Annotated in this window: 27 protein-coding genes; 10 read left to right on the top strand and 17 right to left on the bottom strand. The window is 33.2% G+C overall.

The genetic code is table 11. The features are described 5' to 3' along the window. Nucleotides 1–10: 10 nt before the first annotated feature. The 4 genes from pnuC (at nt 11) to BM246_RS08995 (ending at nt 5,271) form a co-directional block, all read left to right on the top strand. Nucleotides 11–643, top strand: a complete 633-nt coding sequence (gene pnuC, locus BM246_RS09010; RefSeq protein WP_042504675.1) for a nicotinamide riboside transporter PnuC — start codon at nt 11–13, stop codon at nt 641–643. A 281-nt stretch (nt 644–924) separates the two neighbouring features. Next, nucleotides 925–2,475 (top strand): DUF4301 family protein, encoded by a 1,551-nt coding sequence (locus BM246_RS09005; protein WP_074937328.1) that lies wholly within the window; start codon nt 925–927, stop codon nt 2,473–2,475. Between the two features lies 1 nt (nt 2,476). After that, complete coding sequence (gene arfB, locus BM246_RS09000) at nt 2,477–2,884, top strand: alternative ribosome rescue aminoacyl-tRNA hydrolase ArfB (RefSeq protein WP_042497675.1); 408 nt, start codon at nt 2,477–2,479, stop codon at nt 2,882–2,884. A gap of 251 nt (nt 2,885–3,135) precedes the next feature. Next, nucleotides 3,136–5,271, top strand: a complete 2,136-nt coding sequence (locus tag BM246_RS08995) for a TonB-dependent receptor (protein WP_074937326.1) — start codon at nt 3,136–3,138, stop codon at nt 5,269–5,271. Between the two features lie 56 nt (nt 5,272–5,327). On the opposite strand, the gene BM246_RS08990 is transcribed toward BM246_RS08995, so the two are convergent. Continuing rightward, nucleotides 5,328–5,765 (bottom strand): hypothetical protein, encoded by a 438-nt coding sequence (locus tag BM246_RS08990; RefSeq protein WP_042504678.1) that lies wholly within the window; start codon nt 5,763–5,765, stop codon nt 5,328–5,330. A 172-nt stretch (nt 5,766–5,937) separates the two neighbouring features. Here BM246_RS08990 and greA point away from each other — a divergent pair, with 172 nt between their 5' ends. After that, complete coding sequence (gene greA, locus BM246_RS08985) at nt 5,938–6,411, top strand: transcription elongation factor GreA (protein WP_042497671.1); 474 nt, start codon at nt 5,938–5,940, stop codon at nt 6,409–6,411. Nucleotides 6,412–6,485: 74 nt separating this feature from the next. Then, the gene (locus BM246_RS08980) at nt 6,486–6,875 is read left to right on the top strand and encodes an HIT family protein (RefSeq protein ID WP_042504679.1); all 390 of its coding nucleotides are present in this window, start codon (nt 6,486–6,488) and stop codon (nt 6,873–6,875) included. On the opposite strand, the gene BM246_RS08975 is transcribed toward BM246_RS08980, so the two are convergent. Both BM246_RS08975 and BM246_RS08970 read right to left on the bottom strand, forming a co-directional pair. After that, entirely contained in the window at nt 6,859–7,230 is a 372-nt protein-coding gene (locus BM246_RS08975) for a hypothetical protein (RefSeq protein WP_074937324.1), read from the bottom strand. The two genes, BM246_RS08980 and BM246_RS08975, sit on opposite strands and share 17 nt — an antisense overlap. Beyond that, complete coding sequence (locus tag BM246_RS08970; RefSeq protein ID WP_074937322.1) at nt 7,214–8,380, bottom strand: sensor histidine kinase; 1,167 nt, start codon at nt 8,378–8,380, stop codon at nt 7,214–7,216. Before BM246_RS08970 ends, BM246_RS08975 begins: the two co-directional genes overlap by 17 nt. Before the next feature lie 121 nt (nt 8,381–8,501). Here BM246_RS08970 and BM246_RS08965 point away from each other — a divergent pair, with 121 nt between their 5' ends. From BM246_RS08965 to aat, 3 genes are all read left to right on the top strand, one after another. Then, nucleotides 8,502–9,371, top strand: a complete 870-nt coding sequence (locus tag BM246_RS08965; RefSeq protein WP_074937319.1) for a flavin reductase family protein — start codon at nt 8,502–8,504, stop codon at nt 9,369–9,371. A gap of 42 nt (nt 9,372–9,413) precedes the next feature. After that, nucleotides 9,414–9,791 (top strand): DUF3127 domain-containing protein, encoded by a 378-nt coding sequence (locus tag BM246_RS08960; protein ID WP_042504682.1) that lies wholly within the window; start codon nt 9,414–9,416, stop codon nt 9,789–9,791. Nucleotides 9,792–9,938: 147 nt separating this feature from the next. Next, on the top strand, nt 9,939–10,562 hold the full coding sequence (gene aat, locus BM246_RS08955; protein ID WP_042504683.1) for a leucyl/phenylalanyl-tRNA--protein transferase: 624 nt from the start codon (nt 9,939–9,941) through the stop codon (nt 10,560–10,562). Between the two features lie 14 nt (nt 10,563–10,576). On the opposite strand, the gene BM246_RS08950 is transcribed toward aat, so the two are convergent. The 10 genes from BM246_RS08950 to BM246_RS08905 form a co-directional block, all read right to left on the bottom strand. After that, complete coding sequence (locus tag BM246_RS08950) at nt 10,577–11,380, bottom strand: polysaccharide lyase family 7 protein (protein ID WP_074937316.1); 804 nt, start codon at nt 11,378–11,380, stop codon at nt 10,577–10,579. A gap of 209 nt (nt 11,381–11,589) precedes the next feature. Further along, on the bottom strand, nt 11,590–13,083 hold the full coding sequence (locus BM246_RS08945; protein ID WP_074937313.1) for a M48 family metallopeptidase: 1,494 nt from the start codon (nt 13,081–13,083) through the stop codon (nt 11,590–11,592). A gap of 7 nt (nt 13,084–13,090) precedes the next feature. Beyond that, nucleotides 13,091–14,263, bottom strand: coding sequence for a DUF6882 domain-containing protein (locus BM246_RS19975; RefSeq protein ID WP_074937311.1), 1,173 nt, complete (start codon nt 14,261–14,263; stop codon nt 13,091–13,093). A gap of 32 nt (nt 14,264–14,295) precedes the next feature. Next, a complete protein-coding gene (locus tag BM246_RS08935; RefSeq protein WP_042497646.1) occupies nt 14,296–14,952 on the bottom strand; it encodes a hypothetical protein in 657 nt (218 codons plus the stop codon). Nucleotides 14,953–14,966: 14 nt separating this feature from the next. Continuing rightward, nucleotides 14,967–15,938: a hypothetical protein gene (locus BM246_RS08930; protein ID WP_074937309.1), complete on the bottom strand. Its 972-nt coding sequence runs from the start codon at nt 15,936–15,938 to the stop codon at nt 14,967–14,969. Nucleotides 15,939–15,981: 43 nt separating this feature from the next. Then, the gene (locus BM246_RS08925; protein WP_231961835.1) at nt 15,982–16,272 is read right to left on the bottom strand and encodes a hypothetical protein; all 291 of its coding nucleotides are present in this window, start codon (nt 16,270–16,272) and stop codon (nt 15,982–15,984) included. 226 nt (nt 16,273–16,498) lie between these two features. Continuing rightward, a complete protein-coding gene (locus BM246_RS08920; RefSeq protein WP_042497638.1) occupies nt 16,499–17,236 on the bottom strand; it encodes a LytR/AlgR family response regulator transcription factor in 738 nt (245 codons plus the stop codon). After that, complete coding sequence (locus BM246_RS08915; protein WP_074937307.1) at nt 17,236–19,083, bottom strand: tetratricopeptide repeat-containing sensor histidine kinase; 1,848 nt, start codon at nt 19,081–19,083, stop codon at nt 17,236–17,238. The genes BM246_RS08920 and BM246_RS08915 overlap by 1 nt, the downstream gene beginning before the upstream one ends. Nucleotides 19,084–19,205: 122 nt before the next feature. Then, nucleotides 19,206–19,868 carry a DUF2490 domain-containing protein gene (locus BM246_RS08910; protein ID WP_083415746.1) on the bottom strand — a complete coding sequence of 221 codons (663 nt, stop codon included), beginning with the start codon at nt 19,866–19,868 and terminating at the stop codon, nt 19,206–19,208. A gap of 46 nt (nt 19,869–19,914) precedes the next feature. Further along, nucleotides 19,915–20,478, bottom strand: coding sequence for a DNA-3-methyladenine glycosylase I (locus tag BM246_RS08905; RefSeq protein ID WP_074937305.1), 564 nt, complete (start codon nt 20,476–20,478; stop codon nt 19,915–19,917). A 168-nt stretch (nt 20,479–20,646) separates the two neighbouring features. On the opposite strand from BM246_RS08905, the gene BM246_RS08900 reads away from it, so the two are divergent. Then, on the top strand, nt 20,647–21,267 hold the full coding sequence (locus tag BM246_RS08900; RefSeq protein WP_074937303.1) for a thioredoxin family protein: 621 nt from the start codon (nt 20,647–20,649) through the stop codon (nt 21,265–21,267). Here BM246_RS08900 and BM246_RS08895 read toward each other — a convergent pair. Genes BM246_RS08895 through BM246_RS08880 form a run of 4 tightly spaced genes read right to left on the bottom strand, consistent with a single transcriptional unit; the run spans nt 21,264 to nt 24,595 of the window. Continuing rightward, nucleotides 21,264–21,980, bottom strand: coding sequence for an energy transducer TonB (locus BM246_RS08895; RefSeq protein WP_042497633.1), 717 nt, complete (start codon nt 21,978–21,980; stop codon nt 21,264–21,266). The genes BM246_RS08900 and BM246_RS08895 overlap by 4 nt on opposite strands. Nucleotides 21,981–22,032: 52 nt before the next feature. Next, nucleotides 22,033–22,725 (bottom strand): tRNA pseudouridine(55) synthase TruB, encoded by a 693-nt coding sequence (gene truB, locus BM246_RS08890; protein ID WP_042497630.1) that lies wholly within the window; start codon nt 22,723–22,725, stop codon nt 22,033–22,035. Nucleotide 22,726: 1 nt separating this feature from the next. After that, the gene (locus tag BM246_RS08885; protein ID WP_042504692.1) at nt 22,727–23,521 is read right to left on the bottom strand and encodes an undecaprenyl-diphosphate phosphatase; all 795 of its coding nucleotides are present in this window, start codon (nt 23,519–23,521) and stop codon (nt 22,727–22,729) included. Between the two features lie 51 nt (nt 23,522–23,572). Further along, on the bottom strand, nt 23,573–24,595 hold the full coding sequence (locus BM246_RS08880) for a LacI family DNA-binding transcriptional regulator (RefSeq protein WP_042504693.1): 1,023 nt from the start codon (nt 24,593–24,595) through the stop codon (nt 23,573–23,575). Nucleotides 24,596–24,658: the final 63 nt, after the last annotated feature.

The raw sequence follows: 24,658 nt of genomic DNA, 5'->3' as shown, positions 1-24,658 counted from the left end.
ACTTATTGTTATGGATAGCATTTTTGATTTTTTCTTCAAGCAATATTCCGAATACGAAACTATTGATATTTCTTTAGAGATTATCGCCACTATTTTTGGTTTGTTATCGGTATGGTATTCAAAACAAAATAAAGTTTTAGTCTTTCCAACCGGTATGATAAGCACTGTTATTTTTGTGTATTTATTGTACAAGTGGGAGCTTTTAGGAGACATGATGATTAATGCTTACTATTTTATAATGAGCGTTTATGGTTGGTATATTTGGACACGTAAAGTGGACGAAAGCGATGTAACTCCTATATCTAAAACAACGTTTAACGAGAAAAAACTTAGTTTGGCTATATTTTTAGCCACCTTGGTATTTGTTTATTTAGTTTACCATGCATTTGGAAAATGGACCAGTTGGGTTGCTTATGTTGATACGCTTACAACCGGTATATTTTTTGTTGGTATGTGGCTAATGGCAAAGCGAAAAGTTGAAAACTGGTTGTTTTGGATTGTTGGAGATATTATTTCGGTACCGCTATATTTTTATAAGGGGTTTACGTTTACTAGTCTGCAATATTTTGTGTTTACAATTATAGCTGTTTATGGCTATTTAGCTTGGAAGAAAAATATAAAAGAGTCTTTTCAAACGACATAAACATGTTTTGTTTGCTTGATGAATAAATGGAGTATAGAAGTGTTGAAGTTGAAATGAAATATTTGCTAGAGAAAATACTTGCAAATTGTGTTTTTTGACTTATCTTGAAATGCCTTAAAAAGCAAATGGTTAACATGAAAAATCAGAGAAAATGTAGGAAGTGTTTAACGCTTTTTAAAATAAAAAAATAATTAATAAACGATCATATGTGTTGTTGAAAGACGATAAATAAAACGTCTCAAAATAGCCATTTAAGCATATAGATCAACATTAAAAAAGAAATGATGTTTTCTGAACAAGATATTATACAGATTAAAAATAAAGGCATAACGGAAAAACAAGTTGAAGGGCAGGTTTCTCGAATAAAAAACGGGATGTCTTATTCCAACTTAATTGCAGCTGCAAATATAGGAAGTGGTATTGAAAGTTATACAGATGAAGAAACTCGTGATTTTATTGCTAGTTTTGAAGCGAAGAAAAACGATTTAAATATTGTGAAATTTGTTCCTGCTTCTGGTGCGGCAACACGAATGTTTAAATTCTTATTTCAGTTTTTAAAAAAGTACGATCCTAATAGAGAATCTATTGAAGCTTATATCGAAAATACGAATGATACTTTAATTCATACGTTTGTTACTGGTATTAGGCAGTTTCCTTTTTATAATCAGGTTTTAGCGAAAATTAAATCTGTAAAAGCGAATGTAGAAAGTTTAACTACCGGAGAACTTTGCTTAGAGTTTGTAAAAGCAATGCTAGATGAGTCTGGCTTAAATTATAGCTTTTTTCCAAAAGGTTTGTTGCCATTTCATACTTATGAAACCGGTGTTGTAACAGCTTTTGAGGAGCATTTAATGGAGTCTACGCTATATGCATCATCTAGCAATAAAGCCAATTTACACTTTACGGTTTCTGAGAAGCATCATAAATATTTCAATACAGAATTCGATAAAATTAAGAGTGCTTTAGAAGAAAAAACAAGCACATCTTTTAATGTTTCTTTTTCATATCAAAAAGAAGAAACAGAAACATTAGCCTTAACAACAACTAATGAAATTTATAGAAATGATGATGGTTCTATCTTGTTTAGACCAGCAGGGCACGGGGCATTGTTAGAGAATTTGAATGATTTAGACAGTGACATCCTTTTTATAAAGAACATCGATAATATTGTTGTTTTCGAGAAGAATAAAGAAGTTTCGGAATATAAAAAAATGCTTGCGGGTGTTTTAGTAGAAGTGCAAGAGCGTGCTTTTAAATTCTTAGAAGAGTTAGATGAAGATGAAGTTTCAGAAGCAGATTTGCTTGCCATAGCAATGTATGTTTCTAAAAAAATGAATGTGTCTTTGGTTGATGATTTTGATGATTTTGCTTCCGAAGAAAAGAAAAACTACTTAAAGAGTAAGTTAAATAGACCCATTCGTGTTTGTGGTATGGTTAAGAATGAAGGCGAACCTGGTGGTGGACCGTTCTGGGTAAAAGATTATAATGGTGAAGTGTCTTTACAAATTGTAGAGTTTGCTCAAATTGATATTGCTAACGAAGGGCAAGCTAAAATTGTAGAAAACGCTACACATTTTAATCCAACCGACTTGGTTTGCGGTGTAAAAGATTATAAAGGTGAAAAATTCGATTTATTAGATTTTGTAGATCCTGAAGCTGCTTTTATTACCATGAAAACACAAAATGGAACCGATATTCAGGCGTTAGAACTTCCTGGTTTATGGAATGGAAGTATGGCCGATTGGGTTACTATTTTTGTTGAGGTGCCATTGCGTACGTTTAGCCCAGTTAAAACGGTTAACGATTTATTAAAGCCGGAACACCAGGGGTAATATGTTTAGTGAAGTCGCGTTAATTCAAGAATTACAATTTAAAGCAGTAAGAAGCTCAGGTGCGGGTGGGCAACATGTAAATAAGGTGTCTTCTAAAATTGAACTTAGTTTCGATTTGGGAAATTCGTTTGTGTTTTCCGAAAATCAAAAAGAGCGTTTGTTAGTTAAATTAAAGCATCGATTAACTAATAACGGTGTGCTTTTAATGCAATGTGGCGAAAGTAGAAGTCAGCATAAAAATAAAGACCTTATTATAAAACGGTTTTTTGCGCTTATAAAAGCATCGCTTGCGGTTCCTAAAAAGCGTATCCGAACCAAAATACCTAAATCGGTTATTAGAAAACGATTAAAAAACAAAAAGAACCTTTCTGATAAAAAAGCGAATAGACGTAAGCCAAATTTAGATTAGAAAAAGAATTATTTCATTCTGCACGGTTAATTCTAAATTCTTAATTACTTTTGCAGCGTTCTCAAAAAAGGGGTGCCCAATATCGGCTGAGATCATACCCATTGAACCTAGAACAGGTAATGCTGTTTAGGAAATGTTACATCATGCAAAATGTTGTAAATAGTTATGCTAAGCTTGGCTTAGTATTTCGAAAACTAATTAATTTTTAAAGAATAATGACCTCTTTTTATTCGATTATAAATATAGTCGTAATGAAAAATATGTTTCTTTTTTTAGCACTTTTTGTGTTATCAATTTGTGTTAATGCACAACAAAATCCAGTACAACAAGATTCTACTAAAACAGAAACTCTCGATGAGGTTTTAGTAAAAGCGGTGCGTGTAAATGCCGATTCGCCAATTACACACTCCAACCTTTCTAAAGAAGAACTTGCAAAACGTAATTTAGGGCAAGATATTCCTACGCTTATTAACTTTTTACCATCTGTAGTTACTACTAGTGATGCTGGGGCGGGTATTGGTTATTCAAGTATTCGTGTACGTGGTACGGATGGAACACGTGTTAATGTTACTATTAACGGAATTCCTTATAATGATCCTGAAAGTCAGGGTACATTTTTTGTGAATTTAGGCGATTTTGCATCGTCTACACAGAGTTTACAATTGCAACGAGGTGTTGGTACTTCAACTAACGGTTCTGGCGCTTTTGGAGCGAGTTTAAACCTTTTAACCGATGCGTATTCTGGTGAGGCCTCTGGTGAGATTTCTAATAGCTTTGGGAGTTTTGGTACACGTAAGCATACTGTAAAATTAAGTACAGGTTTGTTAAATGATCATTTTGAGATTTCTGGTCGTTTTTCAAAATTAAATTCCGATGGTTATGTAGATCGTGCTTTTACTGATCTAAAATCTTACTTTTTACAAGGAATTTATAAAGACGGCAATACATTAATAAAAGCGTTAACTTTTGGGAATGAAGAGCGTACTTACCAAGCCTGGTATGGTTTAACTGCCGATGAGCTTAAGGAAAATCGTAGACAAAACCCATATACTTACGATAATGAAACCGATAATTATTGGCAAGATCATTATCAATTGCATTGGAATGAGCGTTTTGATAATAACTGGTCTACAAACTTAGGTTTAAACTACACCAAAGGGAAAGGTTATTTTGAGCAGTATAAAACAGAAGAATCTGCGGCTGATTTTAATAATTTAATTGAAGAAGATTCTGATGTAATTGTGCGTCGTTGGTTAGATAATAATTTCTATGTTGTTAATGCTAACGTTACTTATAAGAACAATGCCGTTGAGGTGATTACAGGGTTGTCATACAGTTCTTATGATGGTGACCATTTTGGAGAGGTTATTTGGGGTAGCGATTTAGCTGTAAATGCTAACATTAGAGATCATTATTATGATGGTGATGCTACTAAAAACGATTTTAGTGTATTCTCTAAAGCAACTGTTAAGTTAAGTGAACAACTTATTGGTTTTGTTGATTTGCAAGGTCGTTTTGTAGATTACAAAACAAACGGATTAAATTCTGATCGAGTTGATTTTACTACCGATGCTAGCTTTAGTTTTTTCAATCCAAAAGTTGGGTTAACTTATAAAAATTCTAAGTTTAGCAGTTTTTACACCTCTTTTGCTGTGGCAAATAGAGAACCAAATCGTGATGATTTTGAAGCAGGGGTTACCAAAAACGAAACACTTAGAGATATTGAGTTAGGGTGGCGTTTTAATAAAAATAAAGTAAGCGTAAATTCTAATTTGTACTACATGTTTTATAAAAATCAATTGGTTTTAACAGGTGAGTTGGATGATGTTGGAAGCCCAATAAGAGCTACTAGCGGAAAAAGTTACCGTTTAGGTTTGGAGGTTGATGCGAATATTCAATTTAGTAAAATGTTTAGTATAGCTACTAATTTTGCGCTGAGTACGAATAAAAATAAAAATTTCAATTCGTCTATAAATGGTGAAGTTGTTGATTTAGGAAGTACAAATATTTCGTTTTCGCCAGAAGTTGTTATAGGAAATGCTATTAACTTTTCACCTGTAGAAAATTTACAATTATCACTTTTAAGTAAGTTTGTTGGTGAGCAATATATGGGAAATATAGATAATGAAGATTCTGTTCTAAGCGATTATTTTGTAAACGATATTAGCATAAACTACCTTATAAAAATGAACAAGATATTTAAGTCGATTACTTTATCTGCATTAGCAAATAATATATTAAATAGAAAGTATGTGTCTAACGGTTATTTTGGATCTTATGATTATGATGATTCAGGAAGCCAGACAGGAACAAGTACAGGTTATTACGCTGGATACTATCCACAAGCAACGTCTAACTTTTTAGTAGGCGCTACATTAAAGTTTTAAATATAAAATGTTTTGAAATAGCATTAAAAAAAGCGACTCGAAAGAGTCGCTTTTTTTTAATTGTTATATATCCTGATTAAAGATCCAGAAACCTCCACGCGATAGCGTATTAATGGGTAAGTGCCCGTAGTGCCTTCCATTTTAATGCCGTTAAGTAAATCATAGGAGTTGCCGTCGTCGCAATCACAAGTAGCAATAATGCCGTTAACACTTAAAGTGGAACAACTGCTTAATTGGTGGTTCGGGTCGGTAAGTTCAAAGGCGTTATAGTTGTCGCCACCGGCATAATAAAGAACCACGCCATTAATGCCATATGGACTTTGTAAAATAATAGAATTTGCAGCAAATTTTAGTTGGCTGTATTCGGGTAAGTTGGTGTTTATTAGGCTTCCGGTGTTAAAGCTGTAGTTTGGTAAGTACGGATTTTCGGTTACTGTATCCGAGCTACAACTGATTAAAAAAATAATGCAAAAAACAGATGATAATAATTTCATTTTTTAACTAAAAATTTGATTTGCAATTTACAACAAAAAGCAAATTGAGTTATTTATTTTGTATATTTGTTTTAGAATCTCGTGTGAACGGGATTTTTTTATTCCGAATGCTTTAATAATTGTTATTAAATCGTATTTCGGAATCTTTTTTTATTAAGTAAACGATGAAGTTATGAGTAAAGTATCTTACTATACACCTGAAGGATTAAAAAGATTAAGAGCAGAGCTTAAGCAATTAAAAGATGTGGAACGTGTAAAAGCTTCTAGAGCTATTGCAGAAGCAAGAGATAAAGGCGATTTAAGTGAGAATGCCGAATATGATGCCGCTAAAGAAGCGCAAGGTATGTTGGAGATGAGAATTTCGAAATTAGAAGATGCTTTGGCTGGTGCGCGTGTTATTGACGAGTCGCAATTAGATAACTCTAAAATTTTGGTTTTATCTAAAGTGAAAATTAAAAATCAAACCAATGGTATGGAAATGAATTATACTTTGGTTGCCGATGGTGAAGCAGATTTAGCTACCGGAAAAATATCGGTAAACTCACCTATTGGAAAAGGTTTGCTAGGTAAATCGGTTGGAGATGTTGCCGAAATTCAGGTGCCAAATGGCGTGATGAAGTTCGATATTGTTGAAATTTCTCGATAGAAAAAAAATCATGTCCTATTTCCGCGAAAGCGAAAATTTTAAAAAGATAAAGACACATATAAAAAACATAAATTATGGCATCTATTTTTACTAAAATTATAAACGGAGATATTCCATGCTACAAGGTAGCAGAGACCGAAGATTTTTTAGCGTTTTTAGATGTTAATCCAAATGCAAAAGGGCATACACTTTGTATTCCTAAGCAGGAGGTTGATAAAATTTTTGATTTAGATGAAGCGACTTATAATGGTTTAATGTCTTTTTCAAGAAAGGTAGCCTTAGCTCTTGAAAAGGCGGTGCCATGTAAACGTATTGGTGTTTCTGTAATTGGTTTAGAAGTGCCACATGCACATGTGCATTTAATTCCGTTACAATCTATGGAAGATGCCCGTTTTATTCAGAAACAAAAATTATCTACAGAAGAATTTGTAGCTTTAGCCGAAGCTATTAAGGCAAATTTATAATCTTATTGTAAATTAAAAGCGTAACAATTACCGCTACAATTGCCACACCAAGTAGGGCGAAAATAAGGTGAGCTGGTTTTTTAAATTGACGCGATGTTTTTTTCGGAATAAAAGCTCTTTTTTGATATTCGAAAACACGCTCAATATCCTCATCCCATTGTACAGGATAAATTATAGAATCGCAAGTTTTGCAGATTAGCACATGTTTAATGTCGTCTGTAATACGTTTGTAAAATGTGGTTTCAATAAAGCGCTGTTTAAAGGTGAGTTGCATGCCGTCGTTATTATAACATTCAGGACAGTAGTTTTTTAAAACAACTTCTTTTACGGTAATAAGCTTATCTTGTTTCGTCATGAGAAGCGCGTTTTAGAGTGATTAGAAACGTAGTGCCTACACCTTTTTCCGATTGTAATACTTTTATTTTTCCGTTATGGAAATCTTCAATAATACGTTTGGTAAGCGATAGGCCTAAGCCCCAGCCGCGTTTTTTTGTAGTGTAACCTGGTTCGAAAACTTTATTAAAATCCTTTTTGGCAATACCTTTTCCGGTATCGGTTATGCTTATCTTAACTTGCAGTTCTAATTGCGAAATTTCAATTTTTAGCTTACCACGGCCCTTCATGGCATCTATAGCGTTTTTAACTAAATTTTCAATAGTCCAACTGTAAAGTTGTTTATTTAAATTTACAGGAATTGGGTCTACTGGTGTTTTTATTTCAAATTCTATTAATTTGGATGATCGCGATTTTAAATAATCAAAAGACTCCAAAGTTTCTTTAATTATATCTGCGGGTTCTAAAGTTGGTAAAGAGCCAATTTTACTAAAACGCTCGGTTATGGTTTGTAATCTGTCTATATCTTTTTCAATTTCAAGAATATAATCGGGGTCTACATTTTCAGTTTTTAAAATTTCAGTCCAACCAATTAAAGAGGATAGGGGCGTGCCAATTTGATGTGCGGTTTCTTTAGCCATACCAGACCACAATTTGTTTTGTACAGCATTTTTATTACTGCTGTAAAAAAAGTAAATCACTGCCGAAAACAGAAAAATAATAAGCAGTAATGCCAAAGGGTAGTATTTTAATTTATTCAGTAGCGGTGAGTTTCCGTAGTAAATAGTGCTTACTATGGTGTTGCCCATTTTTACATGTTTTGGGGTGTTCTCTTCCTTAAATTTGGTAATTAGTTTTTGTACATAAACGGAGTCGGTAATCTTTGTTTCGTCAATATTATTATAACTTCCAAGGCTGCCATCTTCATTAATAACAAGCATTGGTGTGGTTTTGTTACTGCTTAAAATTTTAAGGGTAAGTTCTAAATCGCCATTGGTTTCATCGTTTATAAAATCGGTTTGAGCAAACGACCAATTTTCCATTTTTATACTTTCCTCCTTTTTAAAATGCTGAAAAAATTCGTAAGTATTCCACAGAATAAGAGAGACAATAATGAATGATGTCGCTATCATTACCCAACGAAATGCGGCATTATATTTGGTGAAAATCATGTTATTATTAATTATCAAGTAATATAATGCAAATCTGTTAATATTATTGTTCAAAGTTGTTAGTAAATCTGTTTTTAGTTCCAAAAGAGAATAGTTACCTTTGTCGAAATTAAAGAACTTAATGGTATCTATAGACCCTAAAAGTGTTCCAACAAGTAAATTGCACAGTTATTTGTTAAGTGCCGTAGCACCCAGACCAATAGCATTTGCAAGTACTTTGGATGCAGAAGGGAAGCCTAATTTATCACCATTTAGTTTTTTTAATGTGTTTAGCGCAAAGCCGCCAATATTAATTTTTTCGCCTGCTAGACGTGTTAGAGATAATACAGAAAAGCATACGTTGCTAAATATAGAGGCAACAAAAGAGGTGGTAATTAATGTGGTTAATTTTGATCTAGTGCATCAAATGTCATTATCGAGTACGGAGTATGCTGATGGTGTTAACGAATTTGATAAAGCTGGGTTAACCATGTTGAAATCCGATATTGTGAAGCCGTTTCGAGTAGCCGAATCGCCTATACAGATAGAATGTAAGGTAAATGAAGTTATTAGGTTAGGGCATGAAGGTGGCGCTGGTAATTTGGTGATTTGTGAGGTTGTTAAATTGCATATTGATGATGCTGTTTTAAACGAAGATGATACCATAAACCAAGAAAAACTAGATTTAGTTGCTAGAGCAGGTGGTAGTTATTATAGCCGTGCGAAAGCTGGTTTTTTTGAAATACCAAAGCCTATTGCAACTAAAGGTATTGGAGTGGATAGTTTTCCTGATGCGATTAAAAAAAGCATGATTTTAACAGGAAACGATTTAGGTATGTTGGGTAATGTGGAAGCTTTGCCAACAGCCGAGAGTGTTGAGGCTTTTGTTAGTAATTTAGAGACGAGTACTTTAAATATTAAAGCAGCAACAAACGAGCAAAAACATAAATTAGCTCAAGATTATTTGGGTTTAGGTGATGTTGAAAATGCTTGGAAAATATTACTGTCTTAAATAAAGGCATTTTAATTTTACGAATACTAATAAATATATAAAATGGAAGTTCAAGGAAGAGTAAAAATGGTTGGAGAAACTCAAACGTTCGGTGGAAATGGGTTTAGAAAAAGAGAGATTGTAGTGACAACAGAAGAGCAATATCCACAACACATTATGGTGGAGTTTGTACAAGATAAAACAGATTTATTAAATAGTTATAAAGAAGGACAACAAGTTAAAATTAGCATTAACTTACGTGGTAGAGAATGGGTTAATCCACAAGGAGAAACTAAATATTTTAACTCAATTCAAGGTTGGAGAATTGAAGCTGTACAAGCAGATGCTTCTGGAGCAGGTATGCCAGCTGTACCACCAGCAGATGCTTTTGAACCAGCAGGAGATTTAAAAGAAGAAGATCACGACGATTTACCTTTCTAAATAGAAATTTTTGCATATCCACATCAGTGGAAGTTAAATAAAAAAACCTCAATATTTTACTTAAAATGTTGAGGTTTTTTATTTTTACTAATAATAGATTCTCTAGAAGTTTATTTAAAGAGAACGCTATACTACAACAGTTGTTAAATGTACTATTTAAACGAAAATATACAATTTCCCGATGTCTCGGAAGCGTCTCCTGAAGGTGTACTCGCTATTGGTGGCGACTTATCTGTAGAGCGCTTAATACTTGCTTATAAGACGGGTATATTTCCTTGGTTTGATGATGCCGAGCCTATTGTATGGTGGTCTCCAGATCCGCGTTTTGTTTTATTTCCAGAGAAACTTAAAGTTTCTAAAAGTATGCGGCAGGTTTTAAGAAATTCCAATTTTGAAGTCACCGTAAATAAAAACTTTAAAGCAGTAATTACCGAGTGTGCTAAAATGAAACGAGATGGACAAGCTGGCACTTGGATTACACAACACATGATTGATGCTTATGTAGAACTACATAAACAAGGTTACGCAAAATCTATCGAAGTTTGGGAGTATGACAAACTTGTAGCAGGACTTTATGGTGTTGATTTAAACAATGGCGTTTTTTGCGGAGAAAGTATGTTTACCAAAGTTAGCAATGCTAGTAAAGTTGGTTTTATTACCTTTATACAGCACACTAATTACAAGCTAATAGATTGCCAAGTGTATACTAACCATTTAGAAAGTTTAGGTGCAGAAGAAGTTGATCGGGAGGTTTTTCTAAGTTATTTATAACAGCTTTTGTGCTTTTAATGGTTTATCGAAAATGCGCTATATTCTACTTTTGGTGATGTATCATTTCCTTCTGTATATACACCAGCTTTTAAGTAATATGTGTCACTTTTAGTGCTCCAAGCTTCACTTGGAGAAAGGGCTTGTGCCCATGATATCTCGCCCATTTGCAGACTCATTTCTGCTTTTTTCTCGCCGTTTTCACCCGTAATAACAGTAATAGTAATTTCTTGATTTTCTGTATATTCTGGGCCTGTGTATGTTGTGTAATCAGAACTGCTGCCGGTTGGGTTTGTTTCTGTTTCCTTTATTTTAATGAATTTATCGTGATCAAAGTAAAGCCTTATCCATGGTCTTTTTACATCTGTTCCTCTATTATGGATTTGGGCTATTGTAACTCCATTTTCAGGAATACCTGTAAACTTAGCAGTAAAGGTCATTTTTTTATAATGATTTAAAGCAGCTTCATCTCCTATGTTTTCCTTTAATTCTGTTCTATGGCTATCACCACTTAAACAGGTTAACATAACAATATTGGTATTGTATCTATCCATCCAGTTTTCTCCGTCTACACTGCAGGCATCAAAAGTATCTCGATTTCCTGTGTCTTGAGATATCCAACTAGTTTCTACCACTAAATCTTCGAAATTTACGGTTGTACTGCAAGTTCCGCTTGGTGTTTTTGTTGCGTTATTGGTTTCAGAATCATCTATTTCAGCTTCTGGTTCAATTAAAATATCATCCTCGTCTGTATTTGCTTTTTCGCTAGAACAGCTTATGAAAAATAGAGAAAATAATAATAACTTAGCGATTGTATACATGCAATTAGTTTAGAGTTGTTTTAATTGGTTAACCAATTTGGTTCTCTAAAGATATTGATAAAAAATTAATTAGCAGCTTTTTCTATATTATTAGTCTATTTGTATATCCAACTAAGCTGTTTTTATGAAAACAAAAAAGGCAGTAAACTAAATTACTACCTTTTATTGTGGAAAAACTGTTTTAAGAATTTACATCCTTAAAACACTAACTAATTTACACCTTGTGCATCACTAATAACACGATCTATAAAATCTGTGTTAATATATAAAAGCCTTGCCAAATTGTGTAAAACATTAATTTCACTATCATCTATTTCTCCGTCGGCATACGATATAATAGATAAATCTCTAAGAATATTTAGTTTTTGCATTACGGATAATACAATATCTAAATCTTTGGTAAGTTGTTGTACTTCGTCTATCATTTCATCTTCTGTAAGGCCTTTGATAGTCATCATACAATTAGCGAAAATTTTAGGAGCAACAATACTACTTAATGCTTGTATTTCAGAATCGTCTACAACGCCATCGGCATTCGAAATTAAGTAACCACCTAAGAACATTAATCGTTGAATTTTTTCAGAATGTTCGCTTTCATCATCTAGGTTTTCAGGTTCCATTAACGACATAATACGTTTAATTTCAACTTCCATAGCTTCCTCTGTAATTTCACCGGTAATGTTTGTGTTAAATTCAGCATAGGTTTCACTTTTGTTAAAAAGCTCCAAAGCCTTAATTCGTAAAGGACTAAATGGATGACTGCTATACCAATCGGAAGGGTCGTGATTGGCATCGTTTAAAACTTCTTCGAGATCTACAAATTGTTCGATGTAAGCATTAAGTTGAAAATCTAAAGAATCTGTTGTAACTCCAGAAGATAACTTGAAGAATGTACGGCCTACAGCTTCAAAATCTTGACAGCATAATAACCCGGCTCTATCTGCACTTATTTCTGCATTTCTATTCCATGCATATAATTTCATGGCGTGTATTGGAGCTAAGTGGTTCTCACCTTCATCTAAAATTTGACGTACTGGATAATCAAAATGTTCGAAAAGGACATGTCCGATTTCGTGCCCAACAACAAAAGTTAATTCTTCTTTAGAGAAACGTTCTAAAATTCCTGAAGATAAAATAATGTATAATTTATTGTCGTCTGGCGGATAGCATGATGCGTTAAAGATGTCACTTTGGTATACAAAAAACTCAATGTCAGCCTTTAATTTTAAAGTGTTTTTACAATGCTCCCCAATTTCATGAAGCATGGGAGCCAAGGTTTTAGTTAGCCTTAAACTCGATTTCAGTAAGTGCTTTCTAGACTTAAATTTACCGCTGTTTTCGTTTACACGTTTTAAAGTGTCTTGTATTAATTCGTCTTTTTGAAATTCAATAACAAAATCTCTGTCACCATCGTAAACTAGTAGGTTTAAATCGATGTTGGCACGGTTATTAGTATAGATTTGTGGCTCGTTATCTGCCACAGCTTTATGGTTTAAAGCATTAATTTCTTCAATGCGTTTGGTGTATTCTTGAGCTAGCTCTGTTGTTATATTTTGAAACTCAACACTTGCTTCTTGTATTTTGGTGTGATTTCCTGAAGTTTGTGCTTCATTTAAATCTGCCATCATTTTTTCCTGAGCTGTATTTAAAGCTGCTTGGTGTTCTTTTTCTAGGTCTGAAATAGTTTCTGATGTATATGCCATAATGTTTTTAAGCTTGAACTGTTATTTTTGAATTAGAAATTTTCATAAGTCTTCCTTTTAAATCGAAAATTCCAAGAATTTGATCGTCATCCTTTTTAGCAACAATATTATTACCAGGAAGTTCTACTTCGTAACCTTTTGCTTTTAAGTAAAAGTATAAGCTGTATTTATGTGGAAACTTATAGCTTGCTGCAACTTGTGTAAAGTGAGAACAAATTAAAGCAGGTGCAGTTCTAGCCTTGTCATCGGCTTCTTTAGAGGTAACAGTAACATAAACGGTTAGGCCTTTAAAAGTTAATGGTACGTAGCAACTCTCTTTTAACATAGAAGAGATTATGGTTGAAAAATAAGCACCAGGGTCGGAGTTTAATTCTATTTTAGGACTTGTTAAGTCGTCTATTTGGTAGGCTTCACCAATAGCTTTTATGGCTAAAGATGTTTGTGTAAACTTTTCTGGAATGCCACTTTGCTTATTTGCCCATGCCCATAACCAGCTTTTTTCGTTTTCGGCATAAGTTCCTATTACTTGAATATCAAAAACCTGATCGTCACCATAAGTTAATTTACCTTCAAGCATATCACAACTCCACGCTAAACCTTCTACCATTTCACTAAAAATCTCTTGTTTTTCTAGAGAAAGAACAAGCGATTGATTATACAATTCTTGTATTGTCATTTTGTTAGGAGCTTCTGTTGCTTCTTGTTTCTTTTCGGTAGGGGCAGCAGAAGTTTCTGTAGTTGCTGTATCAGGAGTTCCTTCAGCAAATTCTTCTAATTTATCTTCTAATAAAGAAATAATGCGTGCTGCTCTATCTTCAATCTTATCCGCATTAATAACTGGGCTGTGGTTTATTTTTAGAATACCATCTTCAAAAGTAATGGCGCGTTCTATGTTATGCTCGTTGTTTTCGTTTACAATAACCACTTCTTTTAATCCGGTTTGTAAAAGTTCAACACCCATCGTGTCTACGCAAATAGCTTTAAAAGCTTCTATTAATGGAAGAAAATATATTTTTGGAAATGTATCGTTGTATATATGAGAAAAGCGATCTTCCATAAGGGTATTCCATGAAATATTTAAAGGTACAGTGTAACCTGCAGCTGTGTTAATTTCAGTTTCTAATGCTGGAAATAAATCGTTTTGAAAGGCTTGGATAATTCTTTTTTCTTTAAGTCCCATAATTTTATTTTTTTAAGAGTGTATTTATTTTTTTATAATATTTGAAGAAGCTTTTCTTCTAAAGTATTAGCTAGATTTTCAGGCAAAGCCTTATCTATAGCTAGAGATATGATTAATGTTTTAGATTGAATTTTAAGTTGAAGTGTTTCCGTTTGTTCGAATACAATAGTATCGAGTACTTGATAAGCTTCCTTACCCAAGTTATCTGTAGTGATATTGTTTATAGCTTTTTGCAGTGCAGCAAATACGTCTTGAACATTCAATCTATTATTTAATTCTTTTAAATTGAGTGTGTCTATTTTTAAATCATTTATTTGATTTCCCAATAGTGATTTTTCATTATTTAACCAGCGTTTAAGCTGTAAAACCGTTAGTTCTTGATTGGTAGAGGATAAAGGTCTGCTAATAGCGCCTTTAGATAATTCTACAACCATTTTTTTAGGTTGTTTTACCGTTACAACAATAATGTCGTGTATGTTAAAAAATGATACGTTATCGTTTTCTGAAAGAATACAAACCGATTTTTGATGTTTGTTTTCTTCTGAAATATCTAGGAGAGTACCTTCTATGTAACTGCCGTTGGTTAAAGAAATAGCTATTAAAATAGGTTCTTCTTTTTTTAAAATAGATTGTAAGATACCCTCGGGCGTTTGGGCTACAAACGCTTTATAATAAGATGTTTTTTCCATGATTTAAGCTGGTGTTATGGGTGTTCTATAAGAAATTGATAATCTTCTGGTAATTGATCCATAAGCGAATAGAAGATACCGTCTCTAGGAGTGGTTTTGTAGTCGTAATATTTTAAGGTTTTCATGTCTAGGTTTGGGTAGTTCATTTTTACCATATACACGCCTACTGCTTCCGTTATGTGTCTGTTTCCTTCAGCTTCTTTCAATGGCTCGTGTTTTTCAAAAAGGATATAAAAACTGTTTAATTTAGATTGGTTTACCCATATGCGATTTAAATAAATAGGAGAATCTGGTTTAGCGAATTCTTGTTTTATAACACGATCAATATGTTCTGCCTTTTTAGATCCAGCATTATTTGCAACAATAGCATTGGAGTAATACCTGTACGTTAGGTTGCTGTCGTTATAAGTATTTGGCTTTACTATAAGTTCGTAAAAACCTTTCTTTTCGTCTTTCAATTTGAAATCTACATGTGCTTCTTGGGTCCATGTGTTTGGGTAATCTTGCAAAACGTAACGAATTTTTCTCGAAAAAGCTTCAAAATCCCTTTGCGTTGGCTCTTTGTCTAAAGTGATGCTAATGGTATGGTTAAACACATTTACTTCCATGTCTACAACATCAGCATCCAACGTTTCGTGCATTTCTTCTCTTAAAACAATTTCTTGTTGTTGATACCGTGTTAACGATTCGATACTTAAGTCGTGTCTGTTGTGTGATGCTATGTATAATGCTTTGTTTTTCGCATTCCAATCAAAGTTTATAACAATATCCGGATTTTCTTTAAGCTTTAATTCTACCCAAAATAAATCAGGATTCATGCTAGCCGCATTAAAATCTCTTTTAAAAGTAAGTACCTCATACTTATCTTTATGATGCATTTTTAAATAGGCTATTAGCCCTCTTTTTGCTTCAATTCCAGAAATACCGCAACTAACAAGCGATAAAAACAATCCGATTAAAAAAATATAAAAAATAAATTTAGACATATCAATAACTTTTATCAATTAAACAACAGATTAAAACGCTTACTTATAAATTATTTTCTAATAAATCAACGAGTACTTTGGTACGGCTATCAACATCATCCGCATTTAGAATCGGGCTATGGTCTAGTGTTAAAATTCCGTTAGAAAAACTAAAGGCGTTACTTGGGTTATGGTGATCTTGAGTATTTGTTATGTGTATTTCTTTTAAGCTTTCAGCAAGTGCTTCTTTACCCATATCGTCTGCAGTGATAGAGGTTAAGGCTTCAATAAATGGTAAGAAATAAATTTTTGGATAAGAGTCGTTGTAAAGGTGTAAAAAACGATCTTCAAACAATTTTGTCCACTCAATATTTAAAGGTACATCGAAACCTGCTGCTTCAATTATTTGAGCTTTTAATTGTGGAAATTGTTCCTCTTGAAAAGTTTTAGTAAATCGATTTTATTTTAATCCCATGATTTTAAATTTTAAGGTTATTTGTTTATTTACCTCAAAACTAAGACTTGGATGGGATGATTTTAAAACCGTTTTACAAGTGCCACTTTTCGTTTTGTATTTGCGTTTATAAAGTGTCTAAAAGTTGTTTTAGATAAGATTTTTTTCGAGTGGCAACTGGTATTTTTTCGTTGTTTGTTAGGGATACTGTGTTGTTTGCGCTAATGGTTTTTATGTATTTGATATTAACCAGATGCGATTGGTGTACTCTAACAAAAGTGTGTTCGCTTAAAATGTTTTCGTAGTATTTAAGGTTGCGCGCACTCATTATTTTTTTATCAACTGTATGAAAAATGGTGTAACTACCATCGGATTGGCAACGGATAATATCTTTTATTTGAAGAAAATATTGCGCGTCGGCTGTTTTAATTAATAGGGTTTTTTGGTTTTCTTTTTCGTTAATTTCCGAAACCTTATCGATGGCACTTTTATAAACTTGTTCTTTTTTAAAGGCGACTCTAAAACGGTCTATACATTCTGATAACTCTTCGGAATCTATAGGTTTTAACAAGTAATCTATAGTGTCGAATTTAATGGCTTTTATAGCAAACTCATCATAAGCTGTTGTGAAAATTATTTTGAAAGCAATACTGTCTAAAGCTTCTAAAATTTGAAACGCATTACCACCAATAAGCTCAATATCCATAAATACCAAGTCTGGAGTTTGGCTTTTTAAAAAGGTGGTTGCTTCTGTAATATTATCTATTTTAGCAATAACCTCAATATCTTTTTGAGTGTATTTAATAAGTTTGTCTAAGGTGTTTAGAGCATTAAACTCATCTTCTATTATAACGGCTTTTATCATTAGAATTTTAATTTAAAAAACACTTTTGTGCCAATTGGTGTGTTGTTATTATCAAATAAATCTTCGATAACAAACGTTTTCTCTTCACCCTTTTTTCTCATTTTTAATCGCTCTATAAAAATGGATGTAGCGTGTAGTTCTTCGGTTATTTTTTCTTGTTTGGCTTTTGCCGATCGGCCTATGCCATTGTCTTGAATTATAAACAATAAACCTTGCCGTTCTTTTTCAATCTTTAAAAGTAGATTTCCACCTTCCTTTTTCTCTTTTAAGCCGTATTCTATGGCGTTTTCAACAAAAGGTTGTAATAACATTGGCGGTACTTTTATTTCAGAAGCATGTATAGAATCTTCAATGTCGATGGTATAGGTAAATATATTGTTAAAGCGTAATTGTTGTGTTTCTATATAGTTAGAAATCATAGCAATTTCTTTATCTAGTGTAATAGATTCTTTTCTAACATAGTCGAAATTTTGACGAATAAGTTTAGAGAACTTCGCAATATGATTAGAAGATTTTACAGGGTTTCCTTCTAAAGTTATATTTTGAATGGCTGCTAAGGTGTTGAATATAAAATGCGGATTCATTTGCACACGTAACAGACTTTGCTCTAGTTTCGAAGCTTTGTTAGCCGCGCGTAACTTAGTGTTATAAACATAAAAGGCTGTCGCTATAAGTAGCATTACGGCTAATAATACAGTACTTATTAAAAGCCATTGGTTTCTAGTATTTATTTCTTTTTGATGATTAATTTCTGTTTCCTTTTGTTTGACTTCGTAATTAACATTAGCAAAATCTAGAAGGCGGTTTTTTTCTAAACGACTCACATCTAATTGCAAACTATCTCTAACTATTTGATTATCGAGAGCTTTTACGTAATCGCCAGACATTATAGCTATTGCTATAAGTTTATCGCGTACTTCTATTTCTTCTTTTGCATTATTGTTAGTTGCGTAGATCTTTAAAGCCTTGATGTAGTTAACTTCGGCGGAATCAATTTTTTTAGATAATAAAAACATAGAACCAAGCCCTTTGTATGGTGCGGCATTAATTACTTTTATGTTTTTATTTAACTGAATGGCACCTCTCAAAAATGTTTCGGCCATATTATATTCTCCAGCTTCTATATATGTGTAGCCAATATTATTTAAAACGCTAACCAATGTTTTTGGGTTTCTATTAGACTGGCTTAAAGACATAGCCTCAGAGTAACTCGTTAGCGCCTTATTGTATTGTTTAAGTTGTAGGTAAACACTAGCAACATTACTCTTTATGGCAATAATAGATGTGGTATCTGTGGTTTTAGAATACAAGCTATCGGTTGCTTTTATATAAGTTAAGGCCTTATCGTAGTCTTTCAATTTAAAATGCAAGCTAAAAAGCTGGTTATAAGCTTTTCCTTCTACACGTTTATCTCCAATTAATTGCGCCAAATGCAGTGCTTTTAAGGCATAAACTTGAGACGTTTCTATATCTCCCATATGCAGAGCAGCACCGCTTAAGGTAATTAATGATCGGCTTTCGTTGTATTTATCTTTTAGTTCAGAAAATAATGCATACGCTTTTAGGTGCACATTAAAGGCTTCGTGGTATTTATCGTTTAGGTATAAGGCTTCTCCTTTTTTAAACAATAACATGGCACGTTCTAAGGTGGTTAAATTATCGTCTATTAATAAGCTGTCTAAATCTAAGAGTGATTGCTCGGGATGTGTTAAAGTTAGCGTGTCGAATGCTGCTAACTGAGTTTTGATATTAGGACGAAGCGTATCTTGCCTAGAACAGGTAGAGAAAAGCATTAAAAGAGAAATGACAAAGCCAAGTTGCCAAAGGCTTTTGTTTTTTACAATCATAAAAGCAAAAAGGGATATTATTTGGAAAGGTAAAAATAAGCAATCATCAATATTTAATGAAGGAATTGAGTAATATGTTTACTGCTTTAACATATAGCTGCTCAAACTCGGTATGTTGTATTTTAAATGTTTATAACAGCTGTTGTTAAAACAAAAACATAGTGTTGAGGTTCTATATTAAAGGTTTCTAATCGATGCTCTAAACCTGCTTGTAGCTTTAAAGTATCACTTAGTAGCCAACCAAATTGCGCTGTAGAGCGTTCGTCTAATTCCAAAGTTGTTTGTTTAGTTAAACTTAATAAACCTTCTAGTGCTCCAATAAAATAAGTATCATTATTTATGGGTAGGTTTAACGAAAAACGATAGCGTTCTCTAAAAATAGTTTTATTTTTTAGAAAGCGTTGTTCGGCTCTAAGTCTATGGCTAAAACGCATGTTTGGACTTTGCTTTTTGTATGTGAATTGCTGAGTAAAGCGTAACTCGTTGCTGCCACTGTTAAACGGGTCTCTTGCTCTGTAATAAGCACCTAAACTTAAACTGTGACGTTTGTCTAGTTTTAGCTTTGAAAAATGATAAAGATCAATCTGTTGTTGGTTGTATTTTAATTGTTCGTTTTTATAAAGAAAATATCGAGATCTTAGCGTGAAATTGATTCCGTAAGTTTCGGAAACCTTTTTATTTAAGCCAAAACTTGTTTCTCCTAAAGCGCTAAAATGTTCTTGAGGAAAAGCTTCAAAATTTATAAATATGAAAGTTAAAAGGAGGAGTGATTTAATATGGGGCATGCTTAAAATTTGGAGATTCTTTTCTTAATAAAAACAACTTTTAAAATTAAACTTCGGAGTATCTAAAACACTTTGTTTCGTGGTCGTTAACCATTCCTGTAGCCTGCATATGTGCATAAACAACCGTGCTACCAACAAATTTAAAACCACGTTTTTTTAAATCCTTACTTAAGGCATCGCTAAGCGGTGTGTTTGGTGGCGCATTTTTGTAAATATCAACGCTGTTTTTAATAGGTTTACCATCTACAAATTCCCAAATGTATTTACTAAAACTCCCGAATTCTTCCTGAATTTTTAAAAAAGCTTGAGCATTGGTAACGGTAGCTTTAACCTTTAATTTATTACGAATTATGCCAGCATCTAAAAGCAAATCGTCCATTTTATCTTGGCCGTATGTTGCAATTTTTTTATAGTCGAAATTATCAAAAGCTTTCCTGAAGTTTTCTCGTTTTCGTAATATGGTAATCCAACTTAATCCTGCTTGGAAAGTTTCTAAAATTAAAAATTCAAAAAGTGTAGCATCATCATAAACGGGAACACCCCATTCTTCATCGTGATAAGCTTCATATAAAGTATCGCCTTCGCACCATCCGCATCGGTGTTTCGTCATTATTATTGTAATTTTAAAGGTTTAATTTTTTCATCATTTTGCCTTATCCGCATCCTTAAAATTTTAAACCTATTTAAAATAGTGTAAGTTTTGTAATTAAAACATGACAAAAGTCAGCATAAATCAAGGTACAAGATACTAATTTTGTATAAGTTAAAAAAGAATATTATGAGTAACTCAATTATAAATTCCGGATTAAAAAACAGTGTAACATACCAAGCTTACAGAGATTTGGTTAAAAACCTGGTAGAAGAAAATGCAAGTACAGGCCCTGTGCAAAATGACGATTTGGCTAATTATACAAGGCTTAATGATAAGCGTATGAAACGTTGGGACAAAACGATAAAAATTACTGAAGACGATAGAAAACAAATAGAAGCTTTTGATAAAAAATCGACTTGGTTAGTTATTACAGAAAGCTGGTGTGGCGATGCTGCCCATGTTTTACCTGCTATTAATAAAATGGCAGAGTTGAATGATAATATCGATATGAAAGTGGTGCTTCGTGATGAAAATCTAGAACTTATCGATGCGTTTTTAACTAATGGTGGTCGTGCTATTCCTAAAGTTATCATGATTGATGATGCTACAGGTGAAGTTTTAAACACCTTTGGACCAAGACCAAGTGAAGCAACTAATTTAGTGAATAGATTTAAAGCTGAAAATGGAGGCTTAACACCAGAGTTTAAAGAAGATTTACAACATTGGTACAATAAAGATAAAGGACAAAATATTATTAAGGATGTCGCTAAAATTCTAAAGGAAGTGAGCCCATTTACTGTGGCCTAATGCTTCCCTACGAAATTAAAAGTAATACTTCCAATTTGAGATGCCTTGGAACCATCGCTACTAAATCTCGATTTTTTAGCGTATTCCAAGGCATGTTTGATTAAACAATCGTTCGATGAGTTGGACGATCTGTTTAAATATGCATCGGTAACATTTCCACTAGAATTTACTTTAATATTTACAACTACTTTACCATCAACTTCACATAGATAAACAGGAATAGGGATGTAGATTTTTTCGCGATTAGAAAGCGAAAAGCTTATGGTGCTTTTTGAGTTATTAGCTTCGTCTTTTTGTTTTTTTAGTAAGTCGTTTACTTTATTGAAAGAGGATAGTTGGTCTTTATCCAGTTTAGAGTCTATCGCCTCGTATTTTTTAATATACGATGCATCGGCACTTTCCTCGTTGCTTTGGCTCTGTGGAACATAATCTTCTGGTGGTGCAACCGTAGTGTAAGCCTGAGCAAAATGTTTGCTTTTTTGCGTTTCGTTAAAGGCCGAATTCGTCTCTGCTTTAGTTTTATTAAGCTTTTCGAGCGTTTCAAGTGTTTTAACGTCTTCTTTGGTAAGTTCCTTTTCAGATTCTAGTTCGTAGTAACTTTCAGCAGTTAATTCATTTTGCCGTTTAAGTCCGATATTGAATACAGTAAGCAGTACGGTTCCCGAAATTAGGAGCGTAATAAGTAGAGCTTTATGTTGATCCGTTAGGTTCAAATCGGTGGATTTAAGAGCAAATGTTTAATAAATATACGGAAAAGTAGTGATATTAGACTTTTAACGATGCAATGAAGTCTTCTATAGAAACACCGTTTGCAACATTGAAGTCGCCAATTTTAGTTCTACGTAATGCCGATAGATGCGCGCCAGATTGCAATGCTCTTCCAAAATCGTGAGCCAGAGAGCGTATATAAGTTCCTTTACTGCAAACAATTCTGAAATCAATATTTAAACCATCAATTTTTGTGATTTCAAACTCAGAAACTTGCACTTTTCTCGATTTAATCTCAACCGTTTCTCCTGCGCGAGCGTACTCGTATAAGCGTTTTCCGTCTTTTTTTAATGCTGAAAATATAGGCGGGAATTGTTCAATTTCTCCTGTAAATTGTGCTGTAGTACTATGTATTAAATCTTCGGTAATATGTTTGGTTTCAAAAGTTTCATTAACCTCGGTTTCCAAATCATAAGATGGTGTAGTACCACCTAAAACAAAAGTACCTGTGTATTCTTTTATTTGACCTTGAAAGGTGTCAATTTGTTTTGTCATTTTTCCGGTGCAAATTACCAATAAACCTGTAGCCAAAGGGTCTAAAGTTCCGGCATGACCAACTTTTATTTTTTTTATGTTGAAAGCTTGACGTATTTCCCAACGTAGTTTATTCACCACCTGAAAAGAAGTCCAGTTTAGAGGTTTATCAATTAATAGTACTTCTCCAGCTTGGTAATCGTCAACAGTTTTCATCTTAGTTTAATAAAGCGTAAATAATAGCAATAACTCCTACCGCTAAACAGTAGATAGCAAAATATGATAATTTACTTTTCTTCACTAAAGAAATCATCCAAGTACAAGCAAATAACCCAGCAACAAATGCTGCTACAAAACCAATGGAAAGGGCAGTAAAGTTTCCGCTATCATAAGTTAAATCGCCACTTAAAAGGTCTTTTGCTATTTTTCCAAAAATTAAAGGAACAACCATTAAAAATGAAAAACGAGCCGCTTTTGTTTTATCATTTCCTAATAAAACCGAGGTAGAAATTGTTGCTCCAGAACGCGAAATACCTGGTAACATGGCAATAGCTTGAGATATACCAATAATAAATGCGTTTTTAAAAGTCACGTTTTTGTCGGTGTCTTTAGCTTTATCGGCTAAGTATAATAAAACGGCTGTTACAATAAGCATGCAACCTACGAGTAAAATATTGCCTCCAAAAAGAGATTCTAGTTGTTCTTCAAAAAATAAACCAACAATAACTGCTGGAATCATGGAAACTGCAATTTTAGAAATAAACTGTAAATCTTCGTTCCATTCAAATTTTAGAGCGCCTTTTATCAAACTTAGAATATCTTTTCTAAAAATAACAATAGTACTTAGTGCTGTTGCAAAGTGAAGTACTACAGTAAAAAGTAAGCTTTCTTCTGGAACAGAATTGTCACCTAAAATGGCTTTTCCTAGCTCTAAATGTCCACTTGACGAAACGGGTAAAAATTCGGTAAGTCCCTGAATAATACCGAGTATAATTGCATCTATTATTTCCATGGCGCAAAAATATTAAAATTGAGGTACTAAAGTGGTAATCTTTTAGAAATTTTAAACTTTAAAAGTGGAATCTCTAATTATTAAAGTGCCTTTTATTTCAATTAATTTATTTGATACGTTTTCTACTGTGTTTTCAATTTCATCTATTAAGTACTTTACAGCGTTTTTTCCAATGGTTTCACCAGGTTGATCTACAGTTGTAAGGTTAGGTTCGATTACAGTAGATCGGCGAGAATTACTAAAGCCAACCACAGCAATTTCTTCTGGTATTTTTATATCGAATTTTTTAAGCGTTTGTATAACACCTATAGCCGCACTATCGGTAATAGCGAAAATGGCGTCTGGTGGGTTTTTTATGCTTAATAAATGATTGGTCATCTGTTGGCCATGCTGGGTAGAAATATCATCTACACTTATAATTAGTTTTTCATCTATCTCTAAATTATGTTCTTTTAGAGCGCTTAGATAACCGGCATATCTTTTTTCCGAAGTGTAAGAGAAATCACGTTCTTTTATAATAGCAATGCGCTTTTTGCCAATATTTATTAAGTGCTCAACGGCATCATGGGCGGCTTCTTCATCGTTTATGGTAATTTGTGTACAGGGAATTTTACTCGAAACTTTGTCAAATAGGATAAGCGGGATTTTATTTAAAATTTTTAGTACATCGTCGATATCGCGTGTCATTTTAGTTAAAGACACCAAAATTCCATCAACTCCAAATTGCAACATGGTGTTTAGCATTTCGGTTTGCCTTAACGGATCGTTATTAGATTCAGAAATAATAACGCGGTATCCTTTAATGGCGGCTTCTTCTAAAATGCCTCTTACCATGGTGGTTGTAAAGTAATGTGTAATGTTGGGTACAACAACACCAATAATTTTAGTTTTTCGATTTCTAAACCCTTGAGCAAAAATGTTTGGTACATAGTGCAGGGCATCGGCAAGTTTTCTAACCTTTTCTTTAGTTTCTTCACTAATATCTGGATGATTACTAAGTGCTCTTGATACTGTAGATATCGATAAATCAAGTGTTTGGGCTAGTTTTTTTAGGGTGACAGCTTCTTTTTTCATCTTAATTATAGTGTTTTGTTAAAAAAAATACAAATAACAAACGTTTCCGCAAACGTTTGCGTG

The organism is Algibacter lectus, from assembly GCF_900112395.1.
Taxonomy (GTDB): domain Bacteria; phylum Bacteroidota; class Bacteroidia; order Flavobacteriales; family Flavobacteriaceae; genus Algibacter; species Algibacter lectus.
The sequence above is the reverse complement of the archived record's forward strand: the minus strand, read 5'-3'. Positions and strand labels throughout refer to the sequence as shown.